This window comes from Pseudomonas sp. GL-R-26, assembly GCF_019947365.1.
Classification (GTDB): domain Bacteria; phylum Pseudomonadota; class Gammaproteobacteria; order Pseudomonadales; family Pseudomonadaceae; genus Aquipseudomonas.
This window is the reverse complement of record NZ_JAGYGI010000002.1, coordinates 200,264-225,530: the sequence shown is the minus strand read 5'-3', so window position 1 is coordinate 225,530 and position 25,267 is coordinate 200,264. Positions and strand designations below refer to the sequence as shown.

Sequence of the window (25,267 nt, the reverse complement as noted above, 5' to 3'; positions counted from 1 at the left end):
CTAAAGGCTGTTTAGCCCTCATCCCCCTCATCATCATCCCCGCCATCTACCTTCATCCCCAATTCCTTGATCTTGCGCGTCAGGGTGTTGCGTCCCCAACCCAGCAAGACGGCGGCATCGCGGCGGCGACCGGCGGTGTGTTTGAGGGCGGTTTCGATCATGATCCGCTCGAAGGCCGGCACGGCGCTGTCGAGCAGGCTCGACTGACCACGGGCCAGCGCCTGGTCAGCCCACTGGCGCAGGGCCTGTTCCCAGTTGGTCACGGGCGCCGAGTCCTGAGGCAGGCTCAGCAGCTCCGGCGGCAGGTCGCCGATGTGCACTTCGCGACCCGAAGCCATCACCGTGATCCAGCGGCAGGTGTTCTCCAGCTGACGCACGTTGCCGGGCCACGGCAGGTTCTTCAGGTATTCCTCGGTTTCGCTTTTCAGCAGCTTTGGCTCGACTGCCAGCTCCTGGGCAGCGCGGCCGAGGAAGTGCTTGGCCAGGGTCGGGATATCTTCGCGGCGATCCGACAGGCGCGGGATATGGATGCGGATCACGTTGAGGCGGTGGAACAAGTCCTCACGGAATTTCCCGGCGTGTACCAGGGTTTCCAGATTCTGGTGAGTCGCGGCGATGATGCGCACATCGACCTTCACCGGCACATGACCGCCGACACGGTAGAACTCGCCGTCGGCCAGTACCCGCAGCAGACGAGTCTGGGTGTCGGCGGGCATGTCGCCGATTTCGTCGAGGAACAGCGTACCGCCATCGGCTTGCTCGAAACGCCCGCGACGCAGGTTGGCCGCGCCCGTGAACGCGCCTTTCTCGTGGCCGAACAGTTCGGATTCCATCAGGTCTTTGGGGATCGCCGCCATGTTCAGCGCAATGAACGGCGAAGCGGCGCGCGGGCTGTGACGGTGCAGGGCGTGGGCCACCAGTTCTTTACCGGTACCCGATTCACCATTGATCAGCACGGTGATGTTGGAGTGGCTCAAGCGCCCGATGGCGCGAAACACTTCCTGCATCGCCGGCGCTTCGCCGATGATTTCCGGGGTGCGGGTCAGGGTCGGGGCAACTTCAAGGCCTTGTTGTTCCTGGGCGTGCTGGTTGGCGCGCTTGACCAGGGAAACCGCCTCGTCGACATCGAACGGCTTGGGCAGGTACTCGAAGGCGCCGCCCTGATAGGACGCGACAGCGCTGTCCAGATCGGAGTGCGCGGTCATGATGATCACCGGCAGCCGTGGGTGCTGTTCGCGAATCCGCGCCAGAAGCTCCAGGCCGCTGGCGCCGGGCATGCGGATGTCGGAGATGATCACGTCCGGCTGCTGGCGCGCCAGGCGGCTCATCACGCCATCGGCGCTGTCGAAGCTTTGCGTGGTCATGCCTTCCTGTTGCAGGGCTTTTTCCAGGACCCAACGGATAGAACGGTCGTCATCGACGATCCACACGGTTTCACTACGGCTCATGTCGATGTGGCTCCTTGTTCCAGTGGCAGAAAGATCGAGAAGGTGGTGTGGCCGGGGTGGCTGTCACATTCGATCAGGCCCTGGTGCTGGCTGATGATGTTCTGGGTAATGGCCAGGCCCAGCCCGGTACCGTCCGGACGACCGCTGACCATGGGGAAGAAAATGGTTTCCTGAAGTTCTGCCGGGATGCCCGGACCGTTGTCGATGATTTCGATCTTGGTCACCAGGCGATGGCGCACATGGCCGATGGTGAACTGGCGCATGGCGCGGGTGCGCAGGCTGATGCGGCCCAGGCGCAGTTCGTTCTGGGTGCTGATGGCCTGCATGGCGTTGCGCACGATGTTCAGGACCGCCTGAATCATTTGTTCCCGGTCGATCAGGACGTCGGGGATGCTTGGATCGTAGTCGCGCACCAAGGTGATGCAGCCCTGACTTTCGGCCTCCACCAGATGGCAGACGCGCTCAAGCACTTCATGGACATTGCACATGGCCAGCGACGGCAGCTTGTTGGAGCCGAGCATGCGGTCCACCAGGTTACGCAGGCGGTCGGCTTCTTCGATGATGACGTTGGTGTAGTCGCGCAGACTTTCTTCCGGCAGTTCCCGGGCCAGCAATTGTGCCGCGCCGCGAATCCCGCCCAAGGGGTTCTTGATTTCATGGGCAAGGCCGCGAACCAGCATCTTGCTGGTTTCCTGTTTCGACAGCTGTGCTTCTTCCTTGGTGATCCGCAACAGGCGGTCACGGGGGTGGACTTCGAGCAGCAGCATCGTGTCGCCGTTGCTCAGAATCGGCGTTACCGCGTAGTCGACGGTCAGGGTCTGGCCGGTGAGGGCGGTGAGCATGGCCTCGCGCTTGGTGAACGGGTGCGCTTGCTCGACGGCCTGGCGCAACGAGTTCAGCGCCTCGGTCGATTCGGTAAACAGCTCGCTGATGAACTGCCCATGGCTGCGCTGGCCGCTGATGGCCAGCAGCATCTCCGCCGCCGGGTTCATGTACTCGAGGCGCAGTTCGGCATCAAGCAGGATGGTGGCAGTGGTGAGGTTGTCGAGTAGCAAGCGGTGGAGTGCGTCGCTAATGGTCATCGGGACCTCTTTTAGGGCAGAGCATGCGCAAAAAAAACGCTGGTACGGGCAAAATGCAAAAACCAAACCAAGGCTCCGAAAAGAAGCGTTCAGCGCCTGAAACAGGCGTTTGACGCTCGTTTGCGTGGCGTTCTGCCAGCTTTCGCGGGTACTTTCGAACCAAAATGGGTTGGAATGTGAGTACGGTGCAATCTATTGCACCAATATAGTGCGCAAACCTGAACGAGGTTAGAAAAGTCTCAGGAAAGGATTTTTTTCTTCGCCGGGTTTGTCGCTGAGCGGGCATTCCGGCCGCTGGCCGTAGTCTTCGAGAGTGCAGGGTTTGATCCTGCGCTTCTGGGCGAGAGACGTGCGCTGCATGTGGAAAGGCTGGCTGGCGGTGCGTTCGACGATGCGTCCCTGTTCGTCGAGGATTTCCACGGACAGGGTATGGCTGCCGCGATCGATGTTGCTCAAGGCGAACACCGGGCTCAGGCCGGGTTCGGCGGTGGGCTGGCCGTCGAGCAGTAACCGGTAGCGGTGACCGGGTTGCAGGGCAGGTTCGTTGGTCGCGCTGACGATGACTTCGCCGGTGTTGCTGCGGATGGTTGCGTCGGGTTCCGGGATCAGGATGCGCAGCACCTCATAGTGGAACAGCGCTTGTACTTCGGGACTGCTCTGGGCAATCAACGGCGCTGCGCTGGTGGAGTTGGCCGCTATTCGATTGGTCGTTGTCAGCGGCACGCGCCTGGCGTCGCCGGGTTTGGGCTGGTCGGTGAATACCCGATTGCCCTGGGCGCCGACATACATGAAGACCTCTGCCGAAGTGGGCAGGGCTATCAGGCAGGCGATCAAAAGCCAGGCCTTCAAGGCTTGTGCACCCGCTGTACGGTGAATGTCACCGCAGGGCTCTGCTGTACAACGTTTTCGCCATCGATCACTTGCACGGCGAGGCGGTGCTCGCCGCGATCGATGTTCACCAGTTGCAGGGTCGGCACGTTGCCTGGCTGGCCGTAGGGTTGACCGTCCAGCAGCAGGCGCAACAGGTGGGGCCCTTGCAGGCGCGGCTGGATCAGTACTGTTACGGTGAACGTGCCGTTGTTGGCGCGCAGGGCTTCGGTGCTGGGCAGGCCTGTCAGCTCCAGCGCTTCATAGGTCTTGTGGGGTTGTTCTTTACGACCGGTCTCGGCAGCAGGTGCGACTTCGCCGGCAGGCTGGCGCTCGACGCTGTTGAGGGGCGGCAATTCGACCGGTTGGACGCTGACTCCGTCAGGCGGTTGATTGCTGTACGCGGTGGCACCGTTGGCGTCCGTGTACTTGTAGATCTGCGCCGTGGCGGGCAGAACGATCAGCAGCAGGATGAAGAGAAAACCACGACCCATGGAATCGACCGGAAACGAAAGCATTGGGTTGCAGCATAGGCCAGGCTGGGTGGTTATCCCAAGCCGCTAAATATTTGGATATGGTCTGCGAGATATTCACAGCGCCACAAATCCCACAGGGTCCATCGTCAATCATGGAAATGTGGGCAATAAAAAGGCCTCCCGAAGGAGGCCTCTTTTTTGTCACGCCGCGTGTTGCGACGCTACCGGATCAGCAGCTGTAGTACAGCTCGTACTCCAGTGGGTGTACGAAGGTACGTACCTTGATTTCTTCTTCGCTTTTCAGGGCGATGTAAGCGTCGATGAAGTCGTCGCTGAAAACGCCGCCTTTGGTCAGGAACGCACGACCTTTGTCCAGCTCTTCCAGGGCTTCTTTCAGGCTGCCGCAAACTTGTGGGATCTCTTTGGCCTCTTCAGGCGGCAGGTCGTACAGGTTTTTGTCAGCAGCATCGCCAGGGTGGATCTTGTTCTGGATGCCGTCCAGGCCAGCCATCAGCAGTGCGGCGAAGCACAGGTACGGGTTGGCAGCCGGATCCGGGAAGCGTGCTTCGATACGGCGGGCTTTCGGGCTCGACACGTAAGGAATACGGATCGAAGCGGAACGGTTGCGAGCCGAGTAGGCCAGCATCACTGGAGCTTCGAAGCCTGGAACCAGGCGCTTGTAGGAGTTGGTTGCCGGGTTGGTGAAGCCGTTCAGGGCCTTACCGTGCTTGATGATGCCGCCGATGAAGTACAGGGCGGTGTCGGACAGGCCGGCATAACCTTCGCCAGCGAAGGTGTTCTTGCCATCTTTCCAGATGGACATGTGTACGTGCATACCCGAACCGTTGTCGCCGTACAGAGGCTTAGGCATGAAGGTAGCGGTGCGGCCGTAGGCGTCGGCTACGTTGTGCACGACGTACTTCAGGGTTTGGGTTTCGTCGGCTTTCTTCACCAGGGTGTTGAACTTGACGCCGATTTCGTTCTGGCCGGCAGTCGCCACTTCGTGGTGGTGAACTTCGACGGTCAGGCCCATCTCTTCCAGTGCGTTGCACATGGAGGTACGGATTTCGTGGTCGTGGTCGAACGGCGGAACCGGGAAGTAGCCGCCTTTGACGCCTGGACGGTGGCCTTTGTTGCCGCCTTCGATGTCCTGGTCGGACATCCACGAACCTTGTTCAGAGTAGATCTTGAACATGGAGCCGGAAATGTCGGACTTGAACTTCACCTGGTCGAAGATGAAGAACTCTGGCTCTGGACCGGCGTATACGGTGTCACCGATTGCGGTGGCTTTCAGGTGCTCTTCAGCGCGCTTGGCGATCGCACGTGGGTCGCGGTCGTAGCCTTGCATGCTCGAAGGTTCGATGATGTCGCAGACCAGGATCAGGGTCGGTTCTTCAGTGAACGGATCCAGAACAGCGGTGGAGTCGTCCGGCATCAGGATCATGTCGGAGGCTTCGATGCCTTTCCAGCCAGCGATGGAGGAACCGTCGAACATTTTGCCGACTTCGAAGAAGTCGTCATCCAGCGCATCGCGAGCCGGCATGGTCACGTGGTGCTGAGTGCCTTTGGTGTCCGTGAAGCGCAGATCAATCCACTTGACGTCATGATCTTTGATGAGTTGAACCGACTTCGACATAGTGTCCTCCGGGTGGCTTCGGGCTAGTAGTGGATGCCCTTAAATGTGGGTGATGCCGGCGCGAATACTCTGCCAAGGCAACCTGCCTCACAAGGGAGCAAATTGCATGCCAGTGCCCCACCATGGGTTTTTTGCCCCAATTTCACGCCTGTCAGGCGGAAAAGTACCTTAAAGCGGAAAAACACGCCCTACAATGTGGCGCTCATTTCAATAAATGACCTGTTTTGGTGCGCGCGAAACCTTCTGCACATTAACTGGTTAAACCTTGAGCAATTTCCGCTATAATCCGCGCCCCCCTTTTTCGGCAGGCCATGCGCGCGCTGTTTCCATGAAATTAATCGTAAAAGTCTTCCCCGAGATCACCATCAAGAGCCGCCCGGTACGGATGCGTTTCATCCGTCAATTGGCCAAGAACATCCGTGCCGTGCTCCGCGATCTGGACCCGGCCGTGGTGGTGAACGGCGTGTGGGACAACCTCGAGCTGGAAACCCGCGTCAGCGACCCCAAGGCCTTGAAGGAGATGGGCGAGCGCCTGAGTTGCATGCCGGGCATCGCGCATTTCCTGCAGATCGATGAGTACCCGCTGGGCGATTTCGACGACATCGTTGAAAAGTGCAAGCAGCACTACGGTGATGCACTGGCCGGCAAGATCTTCTCGGTGCGTTGCAAGCGCGCCGGCAAGCACCCGTTCAGCTCGATCGATATCGAAAAATATGTCGGCAGCCAGTTGCGCCGTCAGTGCGGTGCCGCCGGAATCGACCTGAAAAAGCCGGAAATCGAAGTCCGGATCGAAGTTCGCGACCAACGGTTGTTCGTGATCCACAGCCAGCACAACGGCATCGGCGGATATCCGCTGGGCGCGCTGGAGCAGACCCTGGTGCTGATGTCCGGTGGCTTCGACTCCACCGTGGCGGCCTACCAGATCATGCGCCGCGGCCTGATGGCGCATTTCTGCTTCTTCAATCTGGGCGGACGTGCCCACGAACTGGGCGTCATGGAGGTCGCGCATTTCATCTGGAAGAAGTACGGCAGCTCCCAACGCGTGCTATTTGTCAGTGTGCCGTTCGAAGAAGTGCTGGGAGAAATTCTTGGCAAAGTCGATAACAGTCATATGGGCGTAGTATTGAAGCGTATGATGTTGCGCGCTTCCTCCCAAATTGCCGATCGACTGCACATTGAGGCGCTGGTCACTGGTGAGGCGATCTCCCAGGTATCGAGCCAGACACTGCCGAACCTGTCAGTGATCGATTGCGTGACCGACAAGCTGGTGTTGCGTCCGCTGATCGCGAGCCACAAGCAGGACATCATCGACCTGGCCAACGAAATCGGCACCGCCGATTTCGCCCGGCACATGCCGGAGTACTGCGGCGTCATCTCGGTCAACCCGAAGACCGCGGCCAAGCGCTATCGCGTCGAGCATGAAGAGAAAGAATTCGATATGGCGGTACTCGAGCGTGCGCTCGAAAACGCCAAGCTGGTGCCGATCGATCGCGTGATCGATGAACTGGGCCAGGATTTGCAGATTGAAGAAGTCAGCGAAGCGCTGGCCGGTCAGATCGTCATCGACATCCGTCATCCGGATGCCGCTGAAGACGACCCGCTGGACCTCGCTGGCATCGAGGTACAAACGATGCCGTTTTATGCAGTGAACGCTCGTTTCAAGGAACTGGACCCTACTCGCCAGTACCTGCTGTATTGCGACAAAGGCGTGATGAGTCGCCTGCATGCCCACCATTTGCTCAGTGAGGGGCATGCCAATGTGCGCGTTTATCGACCGAGCTAAGTGCCCGGGGCTGTTTGCCTGTGGCCTGCGTCACCGGCCCCCCGATGCCACCGTCAAGCTGTAACGGCTTTCACGGACGCTACTGTTAATCGCTGCCAAGACTTGTCAGCACACCGAATCCTCTGATCGAGATACACAAGTGATCGAAAATCTACGCAACATCGCCATCATTGCCCACGTTGACCATGGTAAGACCACCCTGGTGGACAAACTCCTGCGTCAATCCGGCACCCTGGAGCGCAACGAGCTCAACGACGAGCGCGTGATGGACTCCAACGACCAGGAAAAAGAGCGCGGTATTACCATTCTGGCGAAAAACACCGCCATCAACTGGAACGGCTACCACATCAACATCGTGGACACCCCGGGCCACGCCGACTTCGGCGGCGAAGTTGAACGCGTAATGTCGATGGTCGACTCCGTTCTGCTGCTGGTTGACGCTCAAGACGGCCCTATGCCGCAAACCCGTTTCGTGACCAAGAAGGCTTTCGAAGCCGGCCTGCGTCCAATCGTGGTCATCAACAAGGTTGACCGTCCAGGCGCGCGTCCGGACTGGGTTCTGGACCAGATCTTCGACCTGTTCGACAACCTGGGTGCTACCGAAGAACAGCTGGACTTCAAAGTCGTCTACGCCTCGGCCCTGAACGGTATTGCCGGTCTGGACCACACTGAAATGGCTGAAGACATGACCCCGCTGTACCAGTCGATCGTCGACAACGTACCAGCGCCGAAAGTCGACCGTGACGGTCCGTTCCAGATGCAGATCTCCGCACTGGACTACAACAGCTTCCTGGGTGTGATCGGCGTTGGCCGTATCGCTCGCGGTCGCGTCAAGCCGAACACTCCGGTCGTGGCTATCGACGCTGACGGCAAGAAGCGCAACGGTCGTATCCTGAAGCTGATGGGTCACCACGGCCTGCACCGCATTGACGTTGAAGAAGCTTTGGCTGGCGACATCGTCTGCATCAGTGGCTTCGACCAGCTGTTCATCTCCGACACCCTGTGCGACCCACTGAACGTCGAAGCGATGAAGCCGCTGACCGTTGACGAACCAACCGTTTCCATGACCTTCCAGGTAAACGACTCGCCTTTCTGCGGTAAAGAAGGCAAGTTCGTGACCAGCCGTAACATCAAGGAACGTCTGGACAAGGAGCTGCTGTTCAACGTTGCTCTGCGCGTTGAAGAAGGCGACACCGCCGACAAGTTCAAAGTCTCCGGCCGTGGTGAGCTGCACCTCTCGGTACTGATCGAAACCATGCGTCGCGAAGGCTTCGAAATGGGTGTTGGTCGTCCGGAAGTGATCATCCGTATGGTTGATGGCGTCAAGCACGAACCGTACGAAAACGTGACCATCGACCTGCCGGAAGAATCCCAGGGCGCGATCATGGAACAGATCGGTATCCGTAAAGGCGACCTGACCAACATGGTTCCGGATGGCAAGGGCCGTGTGCGCCTTGAGTACAACATCCCGGCCCGTGGTCTGATCGGTTTCCGTAACGAGTTCCTGACCCTGACCTCCGGTGCAGGCATCCTGACCTCGATCTTCGACCGTTACGACACCATGAAGTCCGGTGACATGTCCGGCCGTCAGAACGGCGTCCTGGTATCGGTTGCTACCGGTAAGGCACTGACCTACTCGCTGGAAACCCTGCAGTCGCGTGGCAAGCTGTTCATCGAACACGGCCAGGACATCTATGAAGGTCAAATCGTTGGTCTGAACAGCCGCGACAACGACCTGGGTGTTAACCCAACCAAAGGCAAGAAGCTCGACAACATGCGTGCTTCGGGTAAAGACGAAACCATCGCTCTGGTTCCGCCTGTACGCTTCACTCTGGAGCAAGCTCTGGAATTCGTACAAGAAGACGAGCTGTGTGAAGTCACGCCTAAGTCCATCCGTCTTCGCAAGAAGATCCTGGGCGAAAGCGAGCGTACCCGCGCTGCCAAGAAGTCCGGTAACTAAGTCATTTAGTTAGCTGACAAAAAAACGCCCCCGACCGCAAGGCCGGGGGCGTTTTTGTTTGTCTGCGATTTACTCGATTACTGTGGCGAGGGGGCTTGTCGGATCGCCGCACCGTCCCGTTCGGCTGCGTAGCGGTCGTAAAATCTTGGGGTCGCTTCGCAACCCGGCGGGAGCAAGCTCCCTCGCCACAGATGATGCAATACGGATCAGAACCGCTCGATACTCCGCGAATGACGCTCGCGCTCCACTTCCTTGGGCTTGTACGCGCAATATCCCGGCCGCGGGCCGATTTTCGGGTGATTGCGACAGGTATCCGGGCGCTTTTCATAAATAGTGCACAGACGGCTCTTACGATCCAGGTACAGGCAATCGTTGTTACTCATGCGCTGGAGGGTAAAGATTCCTGATTTCTGGTTGAAGCGTTCGACCAAACCTTCCTTTTGCAGGCGCTTGGCGATGTTCTTCGGCGGATCACCCAGCTCGAATTCATCGACCACGCCGATGCGGATCAGATCCTTGATCTTGACCTCGACGGGCAGGGTGCAGCAGCTGGACATGCACGAGCCGCACATCGGGGCAGAGTACTTGGCCCAGGTATCGAGGCGGTCGATCTCTGCGGCAGCGATCAGGTTCGGCTTCATCATCGTTTGTTACCAGCGTGTGCATCAGGGCGCGCGATCATACCGGGACTGGTGGATTTTTGAACAACCTTTCGCCAGTTTTTTTCGCAGGCGGTGCAAACAACCGGAAAATAGGCACGGGCCCTGCATTGATTCAGGCACAAGACAACGCAATGTCGATCCAGCTCGTATTCAAAGGAAAAACTGCCGAACCAGAGCCTCTACCGCCTGTCAGACCGTCTAGGCTCAGACAACTCCAAGCTCGCTCGAGGTCCTATCGATGACTCAAGAACCACTTGTTCGCGAAGCAGAGGTGGCCGCATTCCGCGACGCCGTCTTGACCAAACTCACTTATGCAGTGGGTAAAGACCCGGATCACGCCTTCGACCACGACTGGTTCGAAGCCATTGCCCTGGCCGCGCGGGATCACATGGTCGAGCACTGGATGGACCACACGCGGCAGATCTACCGCAAAGGCCAGAAGCGCGTTTATTACCTCTCCCTGGAATTCCTCATCGGCCGGCTGCTCTACGACAGCCTGAGCAACCTTGGCCTGCTCGACGTGGCCCGCGAAGCCCTGACCGAACTCGGCGTCGACCTTGAGCGCATCCGCCTGCTGGAGCCCGATGCGGCGCTGGGCAACGGCGGCCTGGGACGTCTGGCGGCGTGTTTCATGGAAAGCATGTCGACCCTCGGCATCGCCGGTCATGGCTACGGCATTCGTTACGAACACGGCTTGTTCCGCCAGGCCATCGTCGATGGCTGGCAACAGGAGCAGACCGAACACTGGCTGGATTTCGGCAACCCCTGGGAGTTCGAGCGCCCGGAGGTGGTTTACCCGATCGGCTTCGGCGGCGGTGTCGAGACCGTGACCGATGACAGCGGTAAGTCCAGGCAAGTCTGGCACCCGGCGGAAACCGTACGGGCCATTGCATATGACACGCCGGTGGTCGGTTGGCGCGGGGCAAGCGTCAACACGCTGCGGTTGTGGCGCGCCCGGGCCATGGAAGATCTGCATCTGGAGCGTTTCAATGCCGGCGACCACCTGGGCGCCGTGGCCGAAGTAGCCCGGGCCGAAAGTATCTCCCGGGTGCTGTACCCGGCGGACAGCACCGAGGCCGGCCAGGAATTGCGCCTGCGCCAGGAGTATTTCTTCGTCGCCGCCTCGTTGCAGGATCTGCTGCGCCGCCATCGCAACATGCACACCTCGGTGCTGACCCTCGGCGACCACGCGGCGATCCAGCTCAACGACACCCACCCTTCGATTGCCGTGGCTGAACTGATGCGGCAACTGGTCGACGTCTATGACGTGGCATGGGATGCGGCGTGGCAAGTTACTGTCGACACGCTTTCCTACACCAACCACACGTTGCTCCCCGAAGCGCTGGAAACCTGGCCGGTGGGCTTGATGGAACGCATGCTGCCGCGGCACATGCAGATCATTTACCTGATCAACGCCCAGCACATCGACTCCCTGCGGGCCAAAGGCATTCACGACTTCGACGTGCTGCGCGCGGTGTCGCTGATCGAGGAAGACAACGGACGCCGGGTGCGTATGGGCAACCTGGCGTTTCTCGGTTCCCACAGCATCAACGGTGTGTCCGGATTGCACACGCAACTGATGCGACAAACGGTGTTCTCCGAACTGCACAAGCTCTACCCGGAGCGGATCAACAACAAAACCAACGGCATCACCTTCCGCCGCTGGCTGTATCAGGCTAACCCCGAGCTGACCTCGATGCTGGTCGATACCCTTGGTCCTGAAGTGCTGGATAACCCGGAAGAGCGTTTGCTCGCCCTCGAACCGTTCGCCGAGAAAAGTGCATTCCGCAAGGCGTTTGCCGAGCAACGCCTGCACAGCAAGAAAGCCCTGGCGTACCTGATTCATGAGCGGTTGGGCGTGGCGGTCAACCCGGCGGCGATGTTCGACGTGCAGGTCAAGCGGATCCACGAATACAAACGCCAGTTGCTCAACCTGATGCACACCGTGGCGTTGTACCAGGCGATTCGCGCGGAACCTGAAATCGACTGGGTGCCACGGGTGAAGATCTTCGCCGGCAAGGCGGCCGCGAGTTATCACCAGGCCAAACTGATTATCAAACTGACCAACGACATCGCCCGGGTGGTGAACAACGACCCGACCGTGCGCGGCTTGCTCAAAGTGGTGTTCCTGCCCAACTACAACGTCAGCCTGGCGGAGAGCATCATTCCGGCGGCGGATTTGTCCGAGCAGATCTCCACCGCCGGTTTCGAAGCGTCAGGCACCAGCAACATGAAATTCGGGCTGAACGGCGCGCTGACCATCGGCACCCTGGACGGGGCCAACGTGGAAATGCGCGACCGCATCGGCGCCGAGCACATGTTCATCTTCGGCCTCAGCGCGCAGCAGGTGGAGGCGCGCAAGCAGAATCATGAATTCAGCGCGGTGCCGGATATCGCTGCCTCCCATCGTTTGAACGATGTGCTGCAAGCGATTCGTGGCGGGGTGTTCTCGCCGGATGATCCGTCCCGTTACACCGGGTTGATCGATTCGCTGGTGGACTACGACCGCTTCCTGGTCTGCGCCGACTTCGATTCCTACTGGCACGCCCAGATGCGCGTCGAAGCCCATTGGCACGATTCGAAGGAGTGGTGGCGCTCGGCGGTGTTGAACACGGCGCGGATGGGCTGGTTCTCGTCGGACCGGACCATTCGCGAGTACGCCACGGAAATCTGGAAGGCACTGGAGTAAGTCTTCAGGCAGGTGGATATACTGGCGCGCCGAAAAATATCCCAGCCTTCGGCAGCTCCTGCAGGATCGCGTAATACCGCGACTATGTAGGAACTGCCGAAGGCTGCGATCTTTATGGATACGGCTGAGCTAATCTTTCCGGATTGGCCAATGGGCTTAGGGATATCGACCATGCAATGGATGTTCATGCTGATAGGGCTGGTGCTCGGCTGGATACTCGACGAGTCATTCAGCGATGCGCTGCTGGGCGCGTTACTCGGATTGGGTATCGGCCAGGCCCTTCGCTTGGCTCGCATGGACTCGCAGGCCGTCGAGCAGCAGCGTTTGCTGGAGCAGGCGCAGGTAGCGCTGCACGCGGTCGAGCAACGGCTGGCGCTGCTCGAAGCATCGGGCGTCAAGGCGCCGGAAACCCGCGAGCCGCTTGTCTCACCTGAAACCATCCTCGATGAAGCACCGGCTGCAGCCCCGGAGCTGGTCTGGGAGCTGCCGCCCGAACTCGAACCGATCACCGCAGCGGCCACCGAAACCGGTCGTGCGCAGCCCGCCGATGCCTGGAAGGCCGAGACGACCGCTCGCGAGGCACAACCACCTGTCCCCCCGCGAGATCCGAACCTCATCGACCGCGCCATCAGCCGGGCCCGCGCCTGGTTGTTCGGCGGTAATACAGTGTTGCGGGTCGGCGTGGTGCTGCTGTTCCTCGGCCTGGCCTTTCTGCTGCGCTATGCCACCGAAGGCGTGGTGGTGCCGATTGAATTGCGTTACGCAGGCGTTGCGGCGGCAGCCTTGGGGTTGCTCGGCTTGGGTTGGTGGTTGCGAACGCGCAACAGCAGTTATGCGTTGATCCTGCAGGGCGCCGGGATCGCCGTGCTGTACCTGACGGTGTTTGCCGCGATGCGCCTGCATCCGCTGCTCGACCCTTCGGCGGGGTTTGGCTTGCTGGTGGCGGTGACAGTCTGTTCGGCGATTCTCGCCATTACCCAGGACTCCCTGGGGCTGGCCGCCGCTGCCGCACTGGGTGGCTTCGCCGCGCCCATCCTGGCCTCCACCGGCGCTGGTAGCCACGTCGCGTTGTTCAGCTACTTTGCCCTGCTCAACGCCGGCATCTTCGGTATCGCCTGGTTCAAGGCCTGGCGGCTGTTGAATGTCATCGGGTTCAGCGGCACCTTCGGCATCGGTTTCGCCTGGGGCCTGCGCTCCTACTCGCCGGAACTGCTGTGGAGCACTGAGCCGTTTCTGATTTTGTTTTTCCTGATGTACCTGGCCATTGGTCTGCTGTTCGCCCGACGCAGGCTGCTGGAAATGAGCGATGCACCGGTAGAGGGCAGTCGCGAATCGCTGCTGCAGTGGTCGGCGCGCAAGGGTGACTATGTCGACGGCACGCTGTTGTTCGGTCCGCCGCTGGCGGGTTTCGGCTTGCAGTTCGCACTGGTGCAGCATCTGGAGTTCGCAACGGCGTTCAGTGCCTTGGCGCTGGGCATGATTTACATGGGGCTTGCCCGTTGGCTGATGGCCGGGTGCACGCTGTTGCTGGGGGAAACCTGCCTGGCCTTGGGTGTGATCTTCGCGAGCCTGGCGATTCCGCTGGGGCTCGATGCACGCTGGACGACAGCGGCGTGGGCGGTGGAGGGCGCGGGTATCTTCTGGCTCGGCCTGCGCCAGCAAAGGCCCTTGGGGCGGGCTTTTGCCTTGCTCCTGCAACTGGGCTCGGCGCTAGCGTTTCTCAGCGAGCTGCATGACAGCGAGAGCAGCCTGCTCGGCGGTGTACCGCTAGGTGCGCTGTTACTGGGCGTCGCGTTGCTGTTCAGCTTCTACCAGTTGCGTAAAGCCTTGCCGGAGCAGATCAGGCCTTGGGAGCTCAAAGGCCTGCCAGTCCTGGCGTGCCTCGGGCTGGCGTTTCTCTATTTGCTGGCGCCGTTGTTTTTCTTCAGCCACGGCACGGTGATCAGTTGGGCCCTGGCCGGGGCGCTGACCTTGTTGGTTGGCTTGCGTCTGCCATCGCGCACCTTCGTGTTCACCGCGCTCGCTGTGCAGCTGTTGGGCGGCGCGCTGTTCCTGACGGCAGGACCGCTGTTCAGTGAAGGGCTGAATCCCTTGGCACATGCTGGATTCTGGGCGCCGCTGGTGTTGGGGTTGGCGGCGATGGTCGGGGCCTGGCGTTTGCAGATTGGTCATTCGCTCGGAGCGTTGGAAGGGCTGAGCCTGTTGCGATTGTCCCAGGCGCTGCTGGTGTGGGGCGCAGGCTGGTGGGCGCTGGCCTGGGGCATCGAAGTGCTGCATTTTGCGCCGTTGCCGATGCGGGCGACTTTGTTGTTGGGCATCGCTGCCGTGAGTGTGGCGCTGTGGACAGTATTGGCGCTGCGCCTGAAATGGCCGTCACTGGGGGTACTCGGCACGGTTTTGATTCCCGCGGCGGCACTGGTGCTGCTCGCGGCCTGGCATTCGCGTTATCACCCGGCGGCCAACTTTGGCTGGCTGGCGTGGGCCGCCGTGTTCGTCGTGCATTTCATGTCCCTGCGACGCCTGGCGCCCATGCTGCCGGTGCGCGTGACGAGCGTCGCCCATGTGCTCGGCTGTTGGCTATTGATGGGTGTATTGGCTCTGGAGCTGCGTTACGGCTTGCTGGTGTTGTCCGAGCAATACAACGCCTGGCGCTGGTTGGGTTGGGCGATTCTGCCCAGTCTGTATCTGGTGCTGATGGCGGCACCTCGCGCGTGGCCTTGGCCGGTGTCGGCGTATCCGCGCGAATACCGTGTATACGCCGCCGCGCCGCTGGCGTTGTTGATGCTCGGCTGGTTCTGGCTGGCGAATGTCGCCAGTGACGGCAACGCCGAGCCACTGCCCTACGTGCCATTGATCAACCCGCTGGAGCTGGGCCTGTTGTTCGCGCTGTTCGGCGTCTATGTCTGGTCCCGCAGCGCCATGACACAACTGGCGGTTCGCGAGGATTACGCCGCCATCGCCACGCAAGGGGTCGCAGGTGCCTCGCTGTTCGTGTTCTTTACGGCATTGGTAATGCGTACGGCGCACCATTGGAGTGGGGTGCCGTTCGAGCTGGATCTGTTGCTGGAATCGATGCGGGTGCAAGCCGGCCTGTCCATCGTCTGGACCTTGATGGCCCTGAGCCTGATGATCGGCGGTCATTTGCGTCGCCGCCGTGAAGTCTGGCTGATCGGCGCTGCCTTGATCGGCGTGGTCGTGGCCAAGCTGTTCTTTGTCGAATTGAGTAATCGCGGCGGACTGGCGCGGATCGTGTCGTTTATCGGTGTCGGCGTGTTGCTGCTGGTGGTGGGCTATTTCGCCCCGCTGCCACCTAAGCGCGCCGAAGCTGTGCCGGATGTCGAGAAACCGGTCCCGGAATCCGAAGGAGTGTCATCTTGAGTCAGAAGCTGAACCTGGGTTGGCTGGGCGCTGTTGCCATGGGTGTGATGTTGTCGGCGGTTGCCCAGGAAAAACCGGCGGACTTCACCACCCAAGTGCCTTTGTCGGTGACGGGTGAGGGCCCCTGGTATCGCCTTGAACTGCCCCTGAACATACAACTGAATGCACGGCAGGCCGACCTGAGCGACGTGCGTGTGTTCAATGCCGTGGGCGATGTTCAGGCTTATGCCTTGGCCCGGGAGTCGGCGCGGAGCAATGAAACGCGCACCTTGAACGAGGTGAAATGGTTTCCGTTGTACAACTCGTTGGACGCTACTGAAACCGCACCGAGCGTGCGGGTGCAATCGAGCACCAACGGCACATTGGTCCAGGTGCAGCCCTCCAGTCCGCTGGAGGCGGGTGAGGAGGAGCTGCGCGGCTGGTTGCTCGACGCTTCGGCTATCAAGGCGCCTTTGCAGCAGTTGATTCTCGACTGGACCAGCGAGCGCGACGGCTTCCAGCGTTTTACCGTCGAAGCCAGCGATGATTTGCAGCAATGGCAGTCCTGGGGCGAAGGGCAGGTGGCGCGCCTGACCTTTTCCGACGAGCGGGTCGAACAGCATGAAGTCAATCTGCCGGGCCAGTCGGCGCGCTACCTGCGGTTGCTGTGGATCACACCGCATTCGGCACCGACACTGACTTCTGCGCAATTGCAGAGCGCCACTATCCGCAGTCTGCCGCTGCCGTTGGTCTGGTCCCAGGGGTTGGCCGGCAGCAGCGTGAAGGCGGGTGAATACACCTGGCAGTTGCCGATGGGGCTGAATGTCGAGCGGGTGCAGGTCGAGTTGAGCCAGCCCAACAGCCTGGCACCGGTGAGCCTGGCCGGCCGGCGCGACAGCAGCCTGCCATGGCAGTCGTTGAGCAGTGGTTTGCTCTATCGCCTGACCCAGAATGATCAGGACGTGGTGCAAAACGAATTGCAGCTGTCAGGGCAAATCGTCCAGCAATTGAAACTGACCGTGGACGAGCGCGGCGGCGGCCTGGGTGATCAGGCGCCGACGCTGAAGTTTGCCGTGCGTGCCACGCAACTGGTGTTCCTGGCGCGCGGGCCGGGGCCTTACACGCTGGTCGTGGGCAATTCGACGGCGAAGGCGGCGAACTTGCCGCTGTCGACGCTGGTTCCGGATTACAGCCCGGCGAAGCTCGCGACCTTGGGTCGGGCCATGGTGGATGTCGGGGCGGTGGTCTCGAATGCATCGACAGTGAAAACGCTGGCGACGACGGACACCCAGTGGAAGAAGTTCGGCTTGTGGGCGGTGTTGTTGCTCAGTGTCTTGTTCCTGGCGGCGATGGCGTTCAGTTTGCTGCGTAAACCGCCGGTCAAACCCTAGGCTGGCGCTTCGCGCCAGATCGCGGGCTTGCACGCGATAGCGGTATATCAGTCAGTAAAGATGCTGATATGACCGCTACTTTCCGGCTCACCCCCAGCCCTTTTCCAACTACGCTCATCCCCGCACATGAACTCTCTTCAGCCGATCACGTCTGATAGGAGGAAATGCGCCCCGACTCGCGTTAAACTGCGCGGGTTTTTAGCCCCCCCATTCCACCGGAGCCTTCCATGTCCCGCGTTACCTTGAGTCGCTATTTGATTGAGCAGACCCGCAGCAACAACACTCCTGCCGATCTGCGCTTCCTGATCGAAGTGGTGGCGCGTGCCTGCAAGGAGATCAACCATGCCGTGTCCAAAGGTGCCCTCGGCGGCGTTCTGGGCAGCATGGACACTGAAAACGTCCAGGGCGAAGTGCAGAAGAAGCTCGACGTGATCTCCAACGAGATCCTGCTCGAAGCCAACGAATGGGGCGGTCACCTGGCCGGCATGGCGTCCGAAGAAATGGACAATGCCTACCAGATCCCGGGCAAATACCCGAAAGGCGCGTACCTGCTGGTATTCGACCCGCTGGACGGTTCGTCGAACATCGACATCAACGCCCCGGTCGGCACCATCTTCTCGGTACTGCGTTGCCCGAACGAATACCTGAGCCAGAACGAGCCTTTGAACGAAAAGGCTTTCCTGCAGCCAGGCACCCAGCAAGTGGCCGCCGGTTACGCGATCTACGGTCCGCAGACCATGCTGATCCTGACCCTGGGCGACGGCGTGAAAGGCTTCACCCTGGACCGTGAAATGGGCAGCTTCGTCCTGACCCACGAAAACATCACCATTCCTGAAGCCACCCAGGAATTCGCCATCAACGCTTCCAACCAGCGTCACTGGGAAGCACCGGTACAGCGCTACGTCAGCGAATTGCTGGCAGGCGATGAAGGCCCGCTGAAAAAGAACTACAACATGCGTTGGGTTGCCGCGATGGTCGCCGACGTACACCGCATCCTGACCCGCGGCGGTCTGTTCATGTACCCACGCGACAGCCGCGAGCCGTCGAAGCCGGGCAAACTGCGCCTGATGTACGAAGCCAACCCGATGTCGTTCCTCGTGGAGCAAGCGGGCGGCGCGTCCACCAACGGCCACCAGCGCATCCTCGACATCCAGCCGGAAGGCCTGCACCAGCGTGTTGCGGTGTTCCTCGGTTCGAAAGAAGAAGTTGCCCGCGTCACGGCTTACCACAAGGAATAAACCATGACCACGCCCTGGCAGCCGTTGCTTGATTGGTGGTTCGGAAGCTCCGGGTCAGCGAGGGAAGTGGCGGCGCAGAAGGGCAAGTTGTGGTTTGGCAAGCGCGACAGCCAGGACCTCGAAGCGCGTGAGCGTTTCGGGGACCAGGCCGAGCAGGCACTGGCCGGCGGATTGACCGAGTGGATGCAACGTCCCGAAGGTTGGCTGGCCCTGGTGCTGTTGCTCGATCAAATCCCGCGAATGATCTTTCGCGATACACCAAAAGCATTCTCCGGCGATTCCCGCGCACAGAAACTGGTAGCCCAAGGCATTGCCGCGGATTTCGATCGGCAGTTGCAGCCGATTCAGCGGGTGTTCATCTACCTGGTATTCGAGCACAGCGAGAATCTCGCGGTGCAGAACGAAGGTGTCTCGCGTTACATCGAGTTGGTGGCGCAGCAGCCTGAAAGTGACCGAGCCCTGTTTGCCGATTACCTGGATTACGCCGAGCGGCATCAGAGGGTGATTGCGCAGTTTGGGCGGTTTCCCCATCGCAATGCGGTGTTGGGAAGGGAGTCTACGGCTGAGGAGTTGGCGTTTCTCTCAAAGCCTGGTTCACGGTTTTAAATCTTCATTGTGGCTGATGCCGCCATCGCGAGCAGGCTCGCTCCTACAGTGGATTTGTGAACGCCACAGATCAAGTGTAGGAGCGAGCCTGCTCGCGATGGGGCCTTCAGCAGCGCCTTAGATCCTGAAACTACCCACCAACTGCTTCAACCGCGCCGCCTGCTGCTCAAGATCGGCACACGCACGCAAGGTCGACTGCAGGTTCTCCACACCTTCCTGGTTCAGCGTGTTGATCTCGGTGATGTCGACGTTGATCGACTCCACCACCGCCGTTTGCTCTTCAGTGGCGGTAGCGACCGACTGGTTCATGCCATCGATCTCACCGATGCGCTGGGTCACGCTGCCCAGGCGTTCGCCCGCCTGGTTGGCGATACCGACGCTGCTTTCGCTCTGCCGCTGGCTGTCGGTCATGATGCCCACCGCTGCCCGGGCGCCGACTTGCAGCTCTTCGATCATCGTCTGCACTTGCTGCGCCGAGTCCTGGGTACGGTGAGCGAGGTTGCGCACCTCATCGGCCACCACGGCAAAACCACGACCGGCCTCGCCAGCACGTGCCGCTTCAATGGCTGCGTTCAGTGCCAGCAAGTTGGTTTGCTGGGAAATGCTGGTAATCACTTCCAGGATCTGCCCGATGTTGACCGTGTTGCTGTTGAGGGTCTCGATGTTGCCGCACGAATCGCTGATCTTGGCCGACAGCTGCTGCATCGCCGCGATGGTTTTATCCACCACCTGTTGGCCGTCTTCGGCCAAGCTGCGGGCATCGCTGGAATGTTGCGAGGCCAGGGCGGCGTTCTGGGCGATTTCCTGGGCGGCGGCACCGAGTTGGTTGATCGCCGCGGCCACGCTGCTGGTGCGCGAGGCTTGCTGGTCTGAGTTGTACATCGAAGAGTTCGACGCGGCGACCACACGCAGCGCCACCTCGTTGACCTGTCCCGTGGCCGAGGATACTTCGATGATCGAGGTGTGAATGCGCTCGACGAAGCGGTTGAACGACAGTCCCAGCGCGCCGAATTCGTCGTGGCCGTGAATGACCAGGCGTTTGGTCAAGTCACCTTCGCCTTCGGCGATGTCGTGCATGGCGCGGCCCATGGTCAGCAGCGGCTGCATCAACAGGCTGATCAGCATGCCCAGCAACACAATGATGATCACCACGGCAATCACCATGGCGATGATCGCCGAGGTGCGGAATTCGCTGAGCATCGAGAACGCGGTGTCCTGGTCGAGCACCAGCGCTACGTACCAGTCCGCCGACGGTACGCCGTTGACGTGGGTGAAGGAGATGAATTGGCGCTTGCCGTCGATTTCGACTTCTTTCATGCCCGGGCTGACTTTCGGCGCACCGTTGGAGTAGGCCTCGGTCAGGTTCTTGAGTACCAGCTTGCTGTCCGGGTGAATCAGGATCTTGCCGTCGGCACCGACGATGAACGCATGGCCGTGACCGCCGAAGTTCAGCGAATTGATGATCGCACTGACGCTGGACAGGTCGATGTCGGCGCCGGCGACGCCGATCATCTGGCCCTGGTGCTGCACCGGGGTGGCGACTGTGATCACCAGCTTGCCGGAGGAGGCGGCGATGTAGGGTTCGGTGACGATGGTCTGTTGCGCACTATTGGCCGCCTTGTACCAGCCGCGGGCGCGCGGATCGGAGTCCGCCGCGCGGTTGCCCGCCGGGACCGAGAACATCACGCCGTCGGCGCCACCGAAGTAACTCAGCTGGAAATTGCCGGTGTAGGCGGGCAGGTCGATGATTCGTTTCAGGCCAGCGGGAGCATTGCCGTCGGCGTTGATCTGTTGGGCCATCGACTGCAGCAATTGCATGCGGCTTTCCAGCCAGGTCTGGATGTTTCTGGTGGTCAGGCTGCCGAGTTCCTGCATCGAGGCTTCGGTACTGTTGCGCAAGGTTTCGCGCTGGCGATAGTCGTTGAACAGGATGAAACAAGCGAATGCGACGGCCACCACGAGGGCGGCAGCCAGCAATATCTTGTGGCTGAACTTCATGTTTCTGGTCATGGATGAGCTACCGCAGAAGGGCTGTTCTACAAAATGGGGGAGCAAATGCCACCGACGTGGCTTTGCGTTGCATTTATGTCGACTGAACGGCGCCAAAGATTAGGCGGGTTTTCTGAAAAACGACGAAATGCTCGGTAAACAGGCAAAGTGGCTGATTTTCGGCAAAAGGTAGACGAGTGGCCCGATAAATAGCCTGCCTGGCAGGGAACCTGACAGGGGTTTTCTCTTCTAAGCTTCAGCTTGGCAGCCATGCCAATCCCCTACGCCCCCGGAGTTTCACCATGTCGTTGCGTTCCATCGCCCTGCTTTCGTTCTGCGTATTGCTCGCTGCCTGCAGCAAGGTCAATCAGGAAAACTACTCGAAGCTCTCCGCCGGCATGGCCAAGGCCGATGTGGAGACCCTGTTGGGCAAACCCGCCGATTGTTCAGGCGCGCTCGGCATGTCCAGTTGCACCTGGGGCGACAAGAACAGCTTTATCAGCGTGCAGTTCGCCGGTGACAAAGTGCTGATGTTTTCCGGCCAAGGCCTGAAGTAAACCGGGGCGATCGCCCACGGGAGAAAAACAATGAAGCGGTTATTGATCATCCTTTTTGCCGGCCTGGTGTTGGCCGGCTGTGCCTCGTCTGGCCAGGACACATTGGCCCCCAAGACGGTCAAAAGCGTCAATCTCAAGCGCTACCAGGGTACCTGGTACGAGCTGGCTCGCATGCCGATGTACTTCCAGCGCGACTGCGCGCAGTCCGAAGCCCACTACACGCTCAAGCCCGACGGCAACGTCGCGGTGTTGAACCGCTGCCTGACGGCACAATGGCAATGGGAAGAGGTCAAGGGCACGGCTTTTCCACAGGTGCCCGGCAAGAACGACAAGCTGTGGGTCGAGTTCGATACCTGGTTCTCCAGGCTGATCCCGGGTACGGCGAAGGGCGAATATTGGGTGCTGTACGTCAGCGATGACTACAAGACCGCCATTGTCGGTGACCCGAGCCGCAAGTATCTGTGGCTGTTGTCGCGCACGCCAACCGTGAACGGTGTGGTGCGTGAGGAGCTGCTGAGCAAGGCGCGCCAGCAGGGTTACGACACCACGCGGCTGATCTGGCGGGCGTCGGAACAGCAGATGGCCGAGACGTCCAACTGATACATGTAACCCTGTGGGAGCAATCGAGCGTCGACCGGCTGCTCCCACAGGTTTTTGTATCAGCCTAAAAGTTCGCGCAGTACCTGGGTGAAGGCGCGGCTGCTTTCTTCCTCGTCAGCATGCCGCCCGTCACGCACCACCCACTGGCCATTCACCAGCACATCCCGCACCTGGCGATCGCCACCGGCAAACAACCAGCGGTTGAGAATTCCGTCGCCGCTGGCTGTTGCCAGGTACGGATCGTTGCCGTCGAGCACCAGCCAGTCGGCGCGCTTGCCGACTTCCAGCGCGCCAATCGGCTGACCCAGCGCCTGGGCACCGCCATCCAGCGCCGCATCGAACAGCGTACGCCCGACCATCGGCTGATCCGCGCCATACAAACGATTACGCCGCTGGTCGCGCAGACGCTGGCCGTATTCCAGCCAGCGCAATTCTTCCACCACGCTCAACGACACATGGCTGTCGGAACCGATGCCCATGCGGCCGCCCTGGGCTAGGAAATCCACCGCCGGGAAAATTCCGTCGCCCAGGTTGGCTTCGGTGGTCAGGCACAGGCCGGCGATGGCACGGCTCTTGGCCATCGACGTGACTTCTTCCGGGTTGGCGTGGGTCGCGTGGACCAGGCACCAGCGCTGATCGACGTCGACGTTTTCGTACAGCCATTGCAGCGGACGACGACCGCTCCAGGTCAGGCAGTCGTCGACTTCCTTCTGCTGCTCGGCGATGTGGATGTGCACTGGGCATTGCTTGTCGCTGGCCGCCAGCACTTCGCTGATCTGCTGCGGCGTGACCGCGCGCAGCGAGTGGAAACACAGGCCCAGGGCTTGCGCCGGCTGCTGCGCCAGGGCCGGTTGCAGGCGCGATTGCAGCTTGAGGTAGTTTTCGGTGCTGTTGATGAAGCGGCGCTGACCTTCGTTCGGGGTCTGGCCGCCGAAACCGGAGTGGCTGTAGAGCACTGGCAGCAGGGTCAGACCGATACCGGCGGAACCCGCGGCCTGGCTGATACGCAGGGCCAGTTCGGCCGGGTCCGCGTAAGACTGGCCGTTAATGTCATGGTGTACGTAATGAAATTCCGCCACCGATGTGTAACCGGCCTTGAGCATTTCGATGTACAGCTGACGGGCGATGACGCCGAGTTGTTCCGGGCTGATTTTTCCGACGAGGCGATACATCAGGTCGCGCCAGGTCCAGAAACTGTCGTTCGGATTGCCCGCCACTTCCGCCAGCCCGGCCATGGCCCGCTGGAAGGCGTGGGAGTGCAGGTTCGGCATGCCAGGCAGCAGCGGACCGCTTAGCCGTTCGGCGCCATCTGCGTTGGAATCGGCCTGGATATGGGTCAATACGCCGTCGGCGTTGACCTCAAGACGTACATTGTTGGCCCATCCACTAGGCAGCAGCGCGCGTTCGGCAAAGAAGGCGGACATGGTTCAGCACCCCATCGTGTGTTATTTGTATATACATATACAGACGTTTGCCTGCCCGGTAAACTCCGGCAAGCTAGCGACATCTACTAAACGACCAAGGATTAACCGTGCCGACTCCGCCTACAGTCTCTCCGTTGGCCGCGAACATGGGCGACAGTCCGGCGCCCTTGTACGCCCGCGTCAAACAAATGATCACCCAGCAAATCGACAGTGGAAACTGGCCGCCGCACTATCGCGTTCCGTCGGAAAGCGAACTGGTCAGCCAGTTGGGCTTCAGCCGTATGACCATCAACCGCGCCCTGCGCGAGATGACTGCCGATGGCCTGCTGGTGCGCATGCAAGGCGTCGGCACGTTCGTCGCCGAGCCGAAAAGCCAGTCTGCCCTGTTTGAAGTGCACAACATCGCCGACGAAATCGCTTCTCGCGGTCATCGCCACACCTGCAAGGTCATCACCCTTGAAGAAGAGGCCGCCGGCTCCGAGCGCGCCCTGGCCCTGGACATGCGCGAAGGGCAGAAGGTGTTCCACTCGCTGATCGTGCATTTCGAAAACGATATCCCGGTGCAAATCGAAGACCGTTTCGTCAATGCGCTGGTGGCGCCGGACTACCTCAAGCAGGACTTCACCCTGCAAACGCCTTACGCCTACCTGAACCAGGTCGCGCCGCTGACCGAAGGCGAGCACGTGGTCGAGGCGATCCTGGCCGAGTCGTCCGAATGCAAGTTGCTACAGATTGAAAAGGGCGAGCCGTGCCTGCTGATCCGTCGCCGCACCTGGTCCGGTCGTCAGCCAGTGACCGCCGCTCGCTTGATCCACCCCGGTTCCCGTCATCGTCTGGAAGGTCGGTTTCATAAATAGAGAGCCATAAATGAGTATCGCAAAGCTTTTACGCGCCAAAGACTACCCACGCATGCCGTGGAAAAACGGCGGCGGCAGCACCGAAGAAATTACCCGCGATGCCGGCACCGGCCTGGATGGCTTTGGCTGGCGTCTGTCGATTGCCGACATTGGCGAATCGGGCGGCTTTTCCACCTTTGCCGGTTATGAGCGGGTAATCACCGTGTTGCAAGGCGAGGGCATGACCCTGACGGTGGATGGCCAGGACACTCGGTCACTGTTACCGCTGGACCCGTTTGCCTTCAGCGGTGAAAGCAAGGTTTCCTGCACATTGCTCGGCGGCCCGATTCGCGATTTCAACCTGATTTACGCGCCGCAGCGTTACGCTGCGCGGTTGCAGTGGTTGAGTGGCGAGCAGCGGTTTTTCAGCTCGGCGGGTACGGTGTTGGTGTTCAGCATCAGCGATGCGCTGGAAGTGGTGGTCGGTAACAGCGCTTCGAAGCTCGGTCGGCATGATTGCCTGCAACTCGACGGTAACACTGGCCTGCTGGAAATCTCCGTTAATAGCCCATGCTGTGTGATTGAGCTGGCCGCACACTGATTACCAGGCCAATGAGCCTCTCTGTGGCGAGGGAGCTTGCTCCCGCTGGAGGCCGAAGGACTCCA

19 protein-coding genes and 1 pseudogene are annotated in these 25,267 nt (G+C 60.4%); 11 read left to right on the top strand and 9 right to left on the bottom strand.

Annotation, left to right across the window (positions count from 1 at the left end; translation table 11 throughout):
* Positions 1 to 11: 11 nt before the first annotated feature.
* The 5 genes from ntrC to glnA form a co-directional block, all read right to left on the bottom strand.
* The gene (gene ntrC, locus KGA96_RS04205) at positions 12 to 1,448 is read right to left on the bottom strand and encodes a nitrogen regulation protein NR(I) (protein WP_046040882.1); all 1,437 of its coding nucleotides are present in this window, start codon (positions 1,446 to 1,448) and stop codon (positions 12 to 14) included.
* Complete coding sequence (glnL, locus tag KGA96_RS04200; RefSeq protein WP_008047753.1) at positions 1,445 to 2,530, bottom strand: nitrogen regulation protein NR(II); 1,086 nt, start codon at positions 2,528 to 2,530, stop codon at positions 1,445 to 1,447. Before glnL ends, ntrC begins: the two co-directional genes overlap by 4 nt.
* A 228-nt stretch (positions 2,531 to 2,758) precedes the next feature.
* Positions 2,759 to 3,379, bottom strand: a complete 621-nt coding sequence (locus KGA96_RS04195; protein ID WP_223511721.1) for a DUF4124 domain-containing protein — start codon at positions 3,377 to 3,379, stop codon at positions 2,759 to 2,761.
* Positions 3,376 to 3,891: a DUF4124 domain-containing protein gene (locus KGA96_RS04190; RefSeq protein WP_046040891.1), complete on the bottom strand. Its 516-nt coding sequence runs from the start codon at positions 3,889 to 3,891 to the stop codon at positions 3,376 to 3,378. The genes KGA96_RS04195 and KGA96_RS04190 overlap by 4 nt, the downstream gene beginning before the upstream one ends.
* 211 nt (positions 3,892 to 4,102) lie before the next feature.
* Complete coding sequence (gene glnA, locus KGA96_RS04185; RefSeq protein WP_008002929.1) at positions 4,103 to 5,509, bottom strand: type I glutamate--ammonia ligase; 1,407 nt, start codon at positions 5,507 to 5,509, stop codon at positions 4,103 to 4,105.
* A 328-nt stretch (positions 5,510 to 5,837) separates the two neighbouring features.
* Here glnA and thiI point away from each other — a divergent pair, with 328 nt between their 5' ends.
* Both thiI and typA read left to right on the top strand, forming a co-directional pair.
* Positions 5,838 to 7,292 (top strand): tRNA uracil 4-sulfurtransferase ThiI, encoded by a 1,455-nt coding sequence (gene thiI, locus KGA96_RS04180; protein ID WP_046041318.1) that lies wholly within the window; start codon positions 5,838 to 5,840, stop codon positions 7,290 to 7,292.
* Positions 7,293 to 7,431: 139 nt separating this feature from the next.
* Positions 7,432 to 9,252, top strand: a complete 1,821-nt coding sequence (typA, locus tag KGA96_RS04175; RefSeq protein WP_046041316.1) for a translational GTPase TypA — start codon at positions 7,432 to 7,434, stop codon at positions 9,250 to 9,252.
* 206 nt (positions 9,253 to 9,458) lie between these two features.
* Here typA and KGA96_RS04170 read toward each other — a convergent pair whose 3' ends face one another.
* On the bottom strand, positions 9,459 to 9,896 hold the full coding sequence (locus KGA96_RS04170) for a YkgJ family cysteine cluster protein (protein ID WP_046041314.1): 438 nt from the start codon (positions 9,894 to 9,896) through the stop codon (positions 9,459 to 9,461).
* Between the two features lie 256 nt (positions 9,897 to 10,152).
* Here KGA96_RS04170 and KGA96_RS04165 point away from each other — a divergent pair, with 256 nt between their 5' ends.
* From KGA96_RS04165 to KGA96_RS04145, 5 genes are all read left to right on the top strand, one after another.
* Positions 10,153 to 12,603 carry a glycogen/starch/alpha-glucan phosphorylase gene (locus tag KGA96_RS04165; protein ID WP_046041313.1) on the top strand — a complete coding sequence of 817 codons (2,451 nt, stop codon included), beginning with the start codon at positions 10,153 to 10,155 and terminating at the stop codon, positions 12,601 to 12,603.
* Between the two features lie 171 nt (positions 12,604 to 12,774).
* Complete coding sequence (locus KGA96_RS04160) at positions 12,775 to 15,981, top strand: DUF2339 domain-containing protein (RefSeq protein WP_223465563.1); 3,207 nt, start codon at positions 12,775 to 12,777, stop codon at positions 15,979 to 15,981.
* Complete coding sequence (locus KGA96_RS04155; RefSeq protein WP_223465565.1) at positions 15,978 to 17,351, top strand: DUF3999 domain-containing protein; 1,374 nt, start codon at positions 15,978 to 15,980, stop codon at positions 17,349 to 17,351. The genes KGA96_RS04160 and KGA96_RS04155 overlap by 4 nt, the downstream gene beginning before the upstream one ends.
* 227 nt (positions 17,352 to 17,578) lie before the next feature.
* The gene (locus tag KGA96_RS04150; protein ID WP_046041307.1) at positions 17,579 to 18,589 is read left to right on the top strand and encodes a class 1 fructose-bisphosphatase; all 1,011 of its coding nucleotides are present in this window, start codon (positions 17,579 to 17,581) and stop codon (positions 18,587 to 18,589) included.
* A 3-nt stretch (positions 18,590 to 18,592) separates the two neighbouring features.
* The gene (locus KGA96_RS04145; RefSeq protein WP_046041304.1) at positions 18,593 to 19,195 is read left to right on the top strand and encodes a DUF924 family protein; all 603 of its coding nucleotides are present in this window, start codon (positions 18,593 to 18,595) and stop codon (positions 19,193 to 19,195) included.
* Positions 19,196 to 19,312: 117 nt separating this feature from the next.
* Here the strand turns inward: KGA96_RS04145 and KGA96_RS29835 are convergent, their stop codons facing one another.
* On the bottom strand, positions 19,313 to 20,077 hold the full coding sequence (locus tag KGA96_RS29835; protein WP_404942359.1) for a methyl-accepting chemotaxis protein: 765 nt from the start codon (positions 20,075 to 20,077) through the stop codon (positions 19,313 to 19,315).
* Between the two features lie 93 nt (positions 20,078 to 20,170).
* Positions 20,171 to 21,193 (bottom strand): annotated as a pseudogene (locus KGA96_RS29830) (cache domain-containing protein); the annotation flags it as partial.
* A gap of 293 nt (positions 21,194 to 21,486) precedes the next feature.
* Here KGA96_RS29830 and KGA96_RS04135 point away from each other — a divergent pair.
* A complete protein-coding gene (locus KGA96_RS04135; RefSeq protein WP_007975531.1) occupies positions 21,487 to 21,741 on the top strand; it encodes a hypothetical protein in 255 nt (84 codons plus the stop codon).
* Between the two features lie 30 nt (positions 21,742 to 21,771).
* Positions 21,772 to 22,341, top strand: a complete 570-nt coding sequence (locus tag KGA96_RS04130) for a lipocalin family protein (RefSeq protein ID WP_046041300.1) — start codon at positions 21,772 to 21,774, stop codon at positions 22,339 to 22,341.
* 59 nt (positions 22,342 to 22,400) lie between these two features.
* On the opposite strand, the gene KGA96_RS04125 is transcribed toward KGA96_RS04130, so the two are convergent.
* Positions 22,401 to 23,765, bottom strand: a complete 1,365-nt coding sequence (locus KGA96_RS04125) for a formimidoylglutamate deiminase (protein ID WP_223465567.1) — start codon at positions 23,763 to 23,765, stop codon at positions 22,401 to 22,403.
* Between the two features lie 146 nt (positions 23,766 to 23,911).
* Between KGA96_RS04125 and hutC the strand changes: the two genes are divergently transcribed.
* Together hutC and KGA96_RS04115 are read left to right on the top strand one after the other, a co-directional pair.
* Positions 23,912 to 24,622, top strand: coding sequence for a histidine utilization repressor (hutC, locus tag KGA96_RS04120; RefSeq protein ID WP_173677901.1), 711 nt, complete (start codon positions 23,912 to 23,914; stop codon positions 24,620 to 24,622).
* 10 nt (positions 24,623 to 24,632) lie between these two features.
* On the top strand, positions 24,633 to 25,202 hold the full coding sequence (locus KGA96_RS04115; RefSeq protein ID WP_046041294.1) for a HutD family protein: 570 nt from the start codon (positions 24,633 to 24,635) through the stop codon (positions 25,200 to 25,202).
* Positions 25,203 to 25,267 lie beyond the last annotated feature (65 nt).

Bases quoted from the DNA above. Each gene is read 5' to 3' on its own strand.
- ntrC (WP_046040882.1), bottom strand. From the start codon at position 1,448: ATGAGCCGTAGTGAAACCGTGTGGATCGTCGATGACGACCGTTCTATC.
- glnL (WP_008047753.1), bottom strand. From the start codon at position 2,530: ATGACCATTAGCGACGCACTCCACCGCTTGCTACTCGACAACCTCACC.
- KGA96_RS04190 (WP_046040891.1), bottom strand. From the start codon at position 3,891: ATGGGTCGTGGTTTTCTCTTCATCCTGCTGCTGATCGTTCTGCCCGCC.
- glnA (WP_008002929.1), bottom strand. From the start codon at position 5,509: ATGTCGAAGTCGGTTCAACTCATCAAAGATCATGACGTCAAGTGGATT.
- thiI (WP_046041318.1), top strand. From the start codon at position 5,838: ATGAAATTAATCGTAAAAGTCTTCCCCGAGATCACCATCAAGAGCCGC.
- KGA96_RS04170 (WP_046041314.1), bottom strand. From the start codon at position 9,896: ATGATGAAGCCGAACCTGATCGCTGCCGCAGAGATCGACCGCCTCGAT.
- KGA96_RS04165 (WP_046041313.1), top strand. From the start codon at position 10,153: ATGACTCAAGAACCACTTGTTCGCGAAGCAGAGGTGGCCGCATTCCGC.
- KGA96_RS04160 (WP_223465563.1), top strand. From the start codon at position 12,775: ATGCAATGGATGTTCATGCTGATAGGGCTGGTGCTCGGCTGGATACTC.
- KGA96_RS04150 (WP_046041307.1), top strand. From the start codon at position 17,579: ATGTCCCGCGTTACCTTGAGTCGCTATTTGATTGAGCAGACCCGCAGC.
- KGA96_RS04145 (WP_046041304.1), top strand. From the start codon at position 18,593: ATGACCACGCCCTGGCAGCCGTTGCTTGATTGGTGGTTCGGAAGCTCC.
- KGA96_RS29835 (WP_404942359.1), bottom strand. From the start codon at position 20,077: ATGTACAACTCAGACCAGCAAGCCTCGCGCACCAGCAGCGTGGCCGCG.
- KGA96_RS04135 (WP_007975531.1), top strand. From the start codon at position 21,487: ATGTCGTTGCGTTCCATCGCCCTGCTTTCGTTCTGCGTATTGCTCGCT.
- KGA96_RS04130 (WP_046041300.1), top strand. From the start codon at position 21,772: ATGAAGCGGTTATTGATCATCCTTTTTGCCGGCCTGGTGTTGGCCGGC.
- KGA96_RS04125 (WP_223465567.1), bottom strand. From the start codon at position 23,765: ATGTCCGCCTTCTTTGCCGAACGCGCGCTGCTGCCTAGTGGATGGGCC.
- hutC (WP_173677901.1), top strand. From the start codon at position 23,912: ATGGGCGACAGTCCGGCGCCCTTGTACGCCCGCGTCAAACAAATGATC.
- KGA96_RS04115 (WP_046041294.1), top strand. From the start codon at position 24,633: ATGAGTATCGCAAAGCTTTTACGCGCCAAAGACTACCCACGCATGCCG.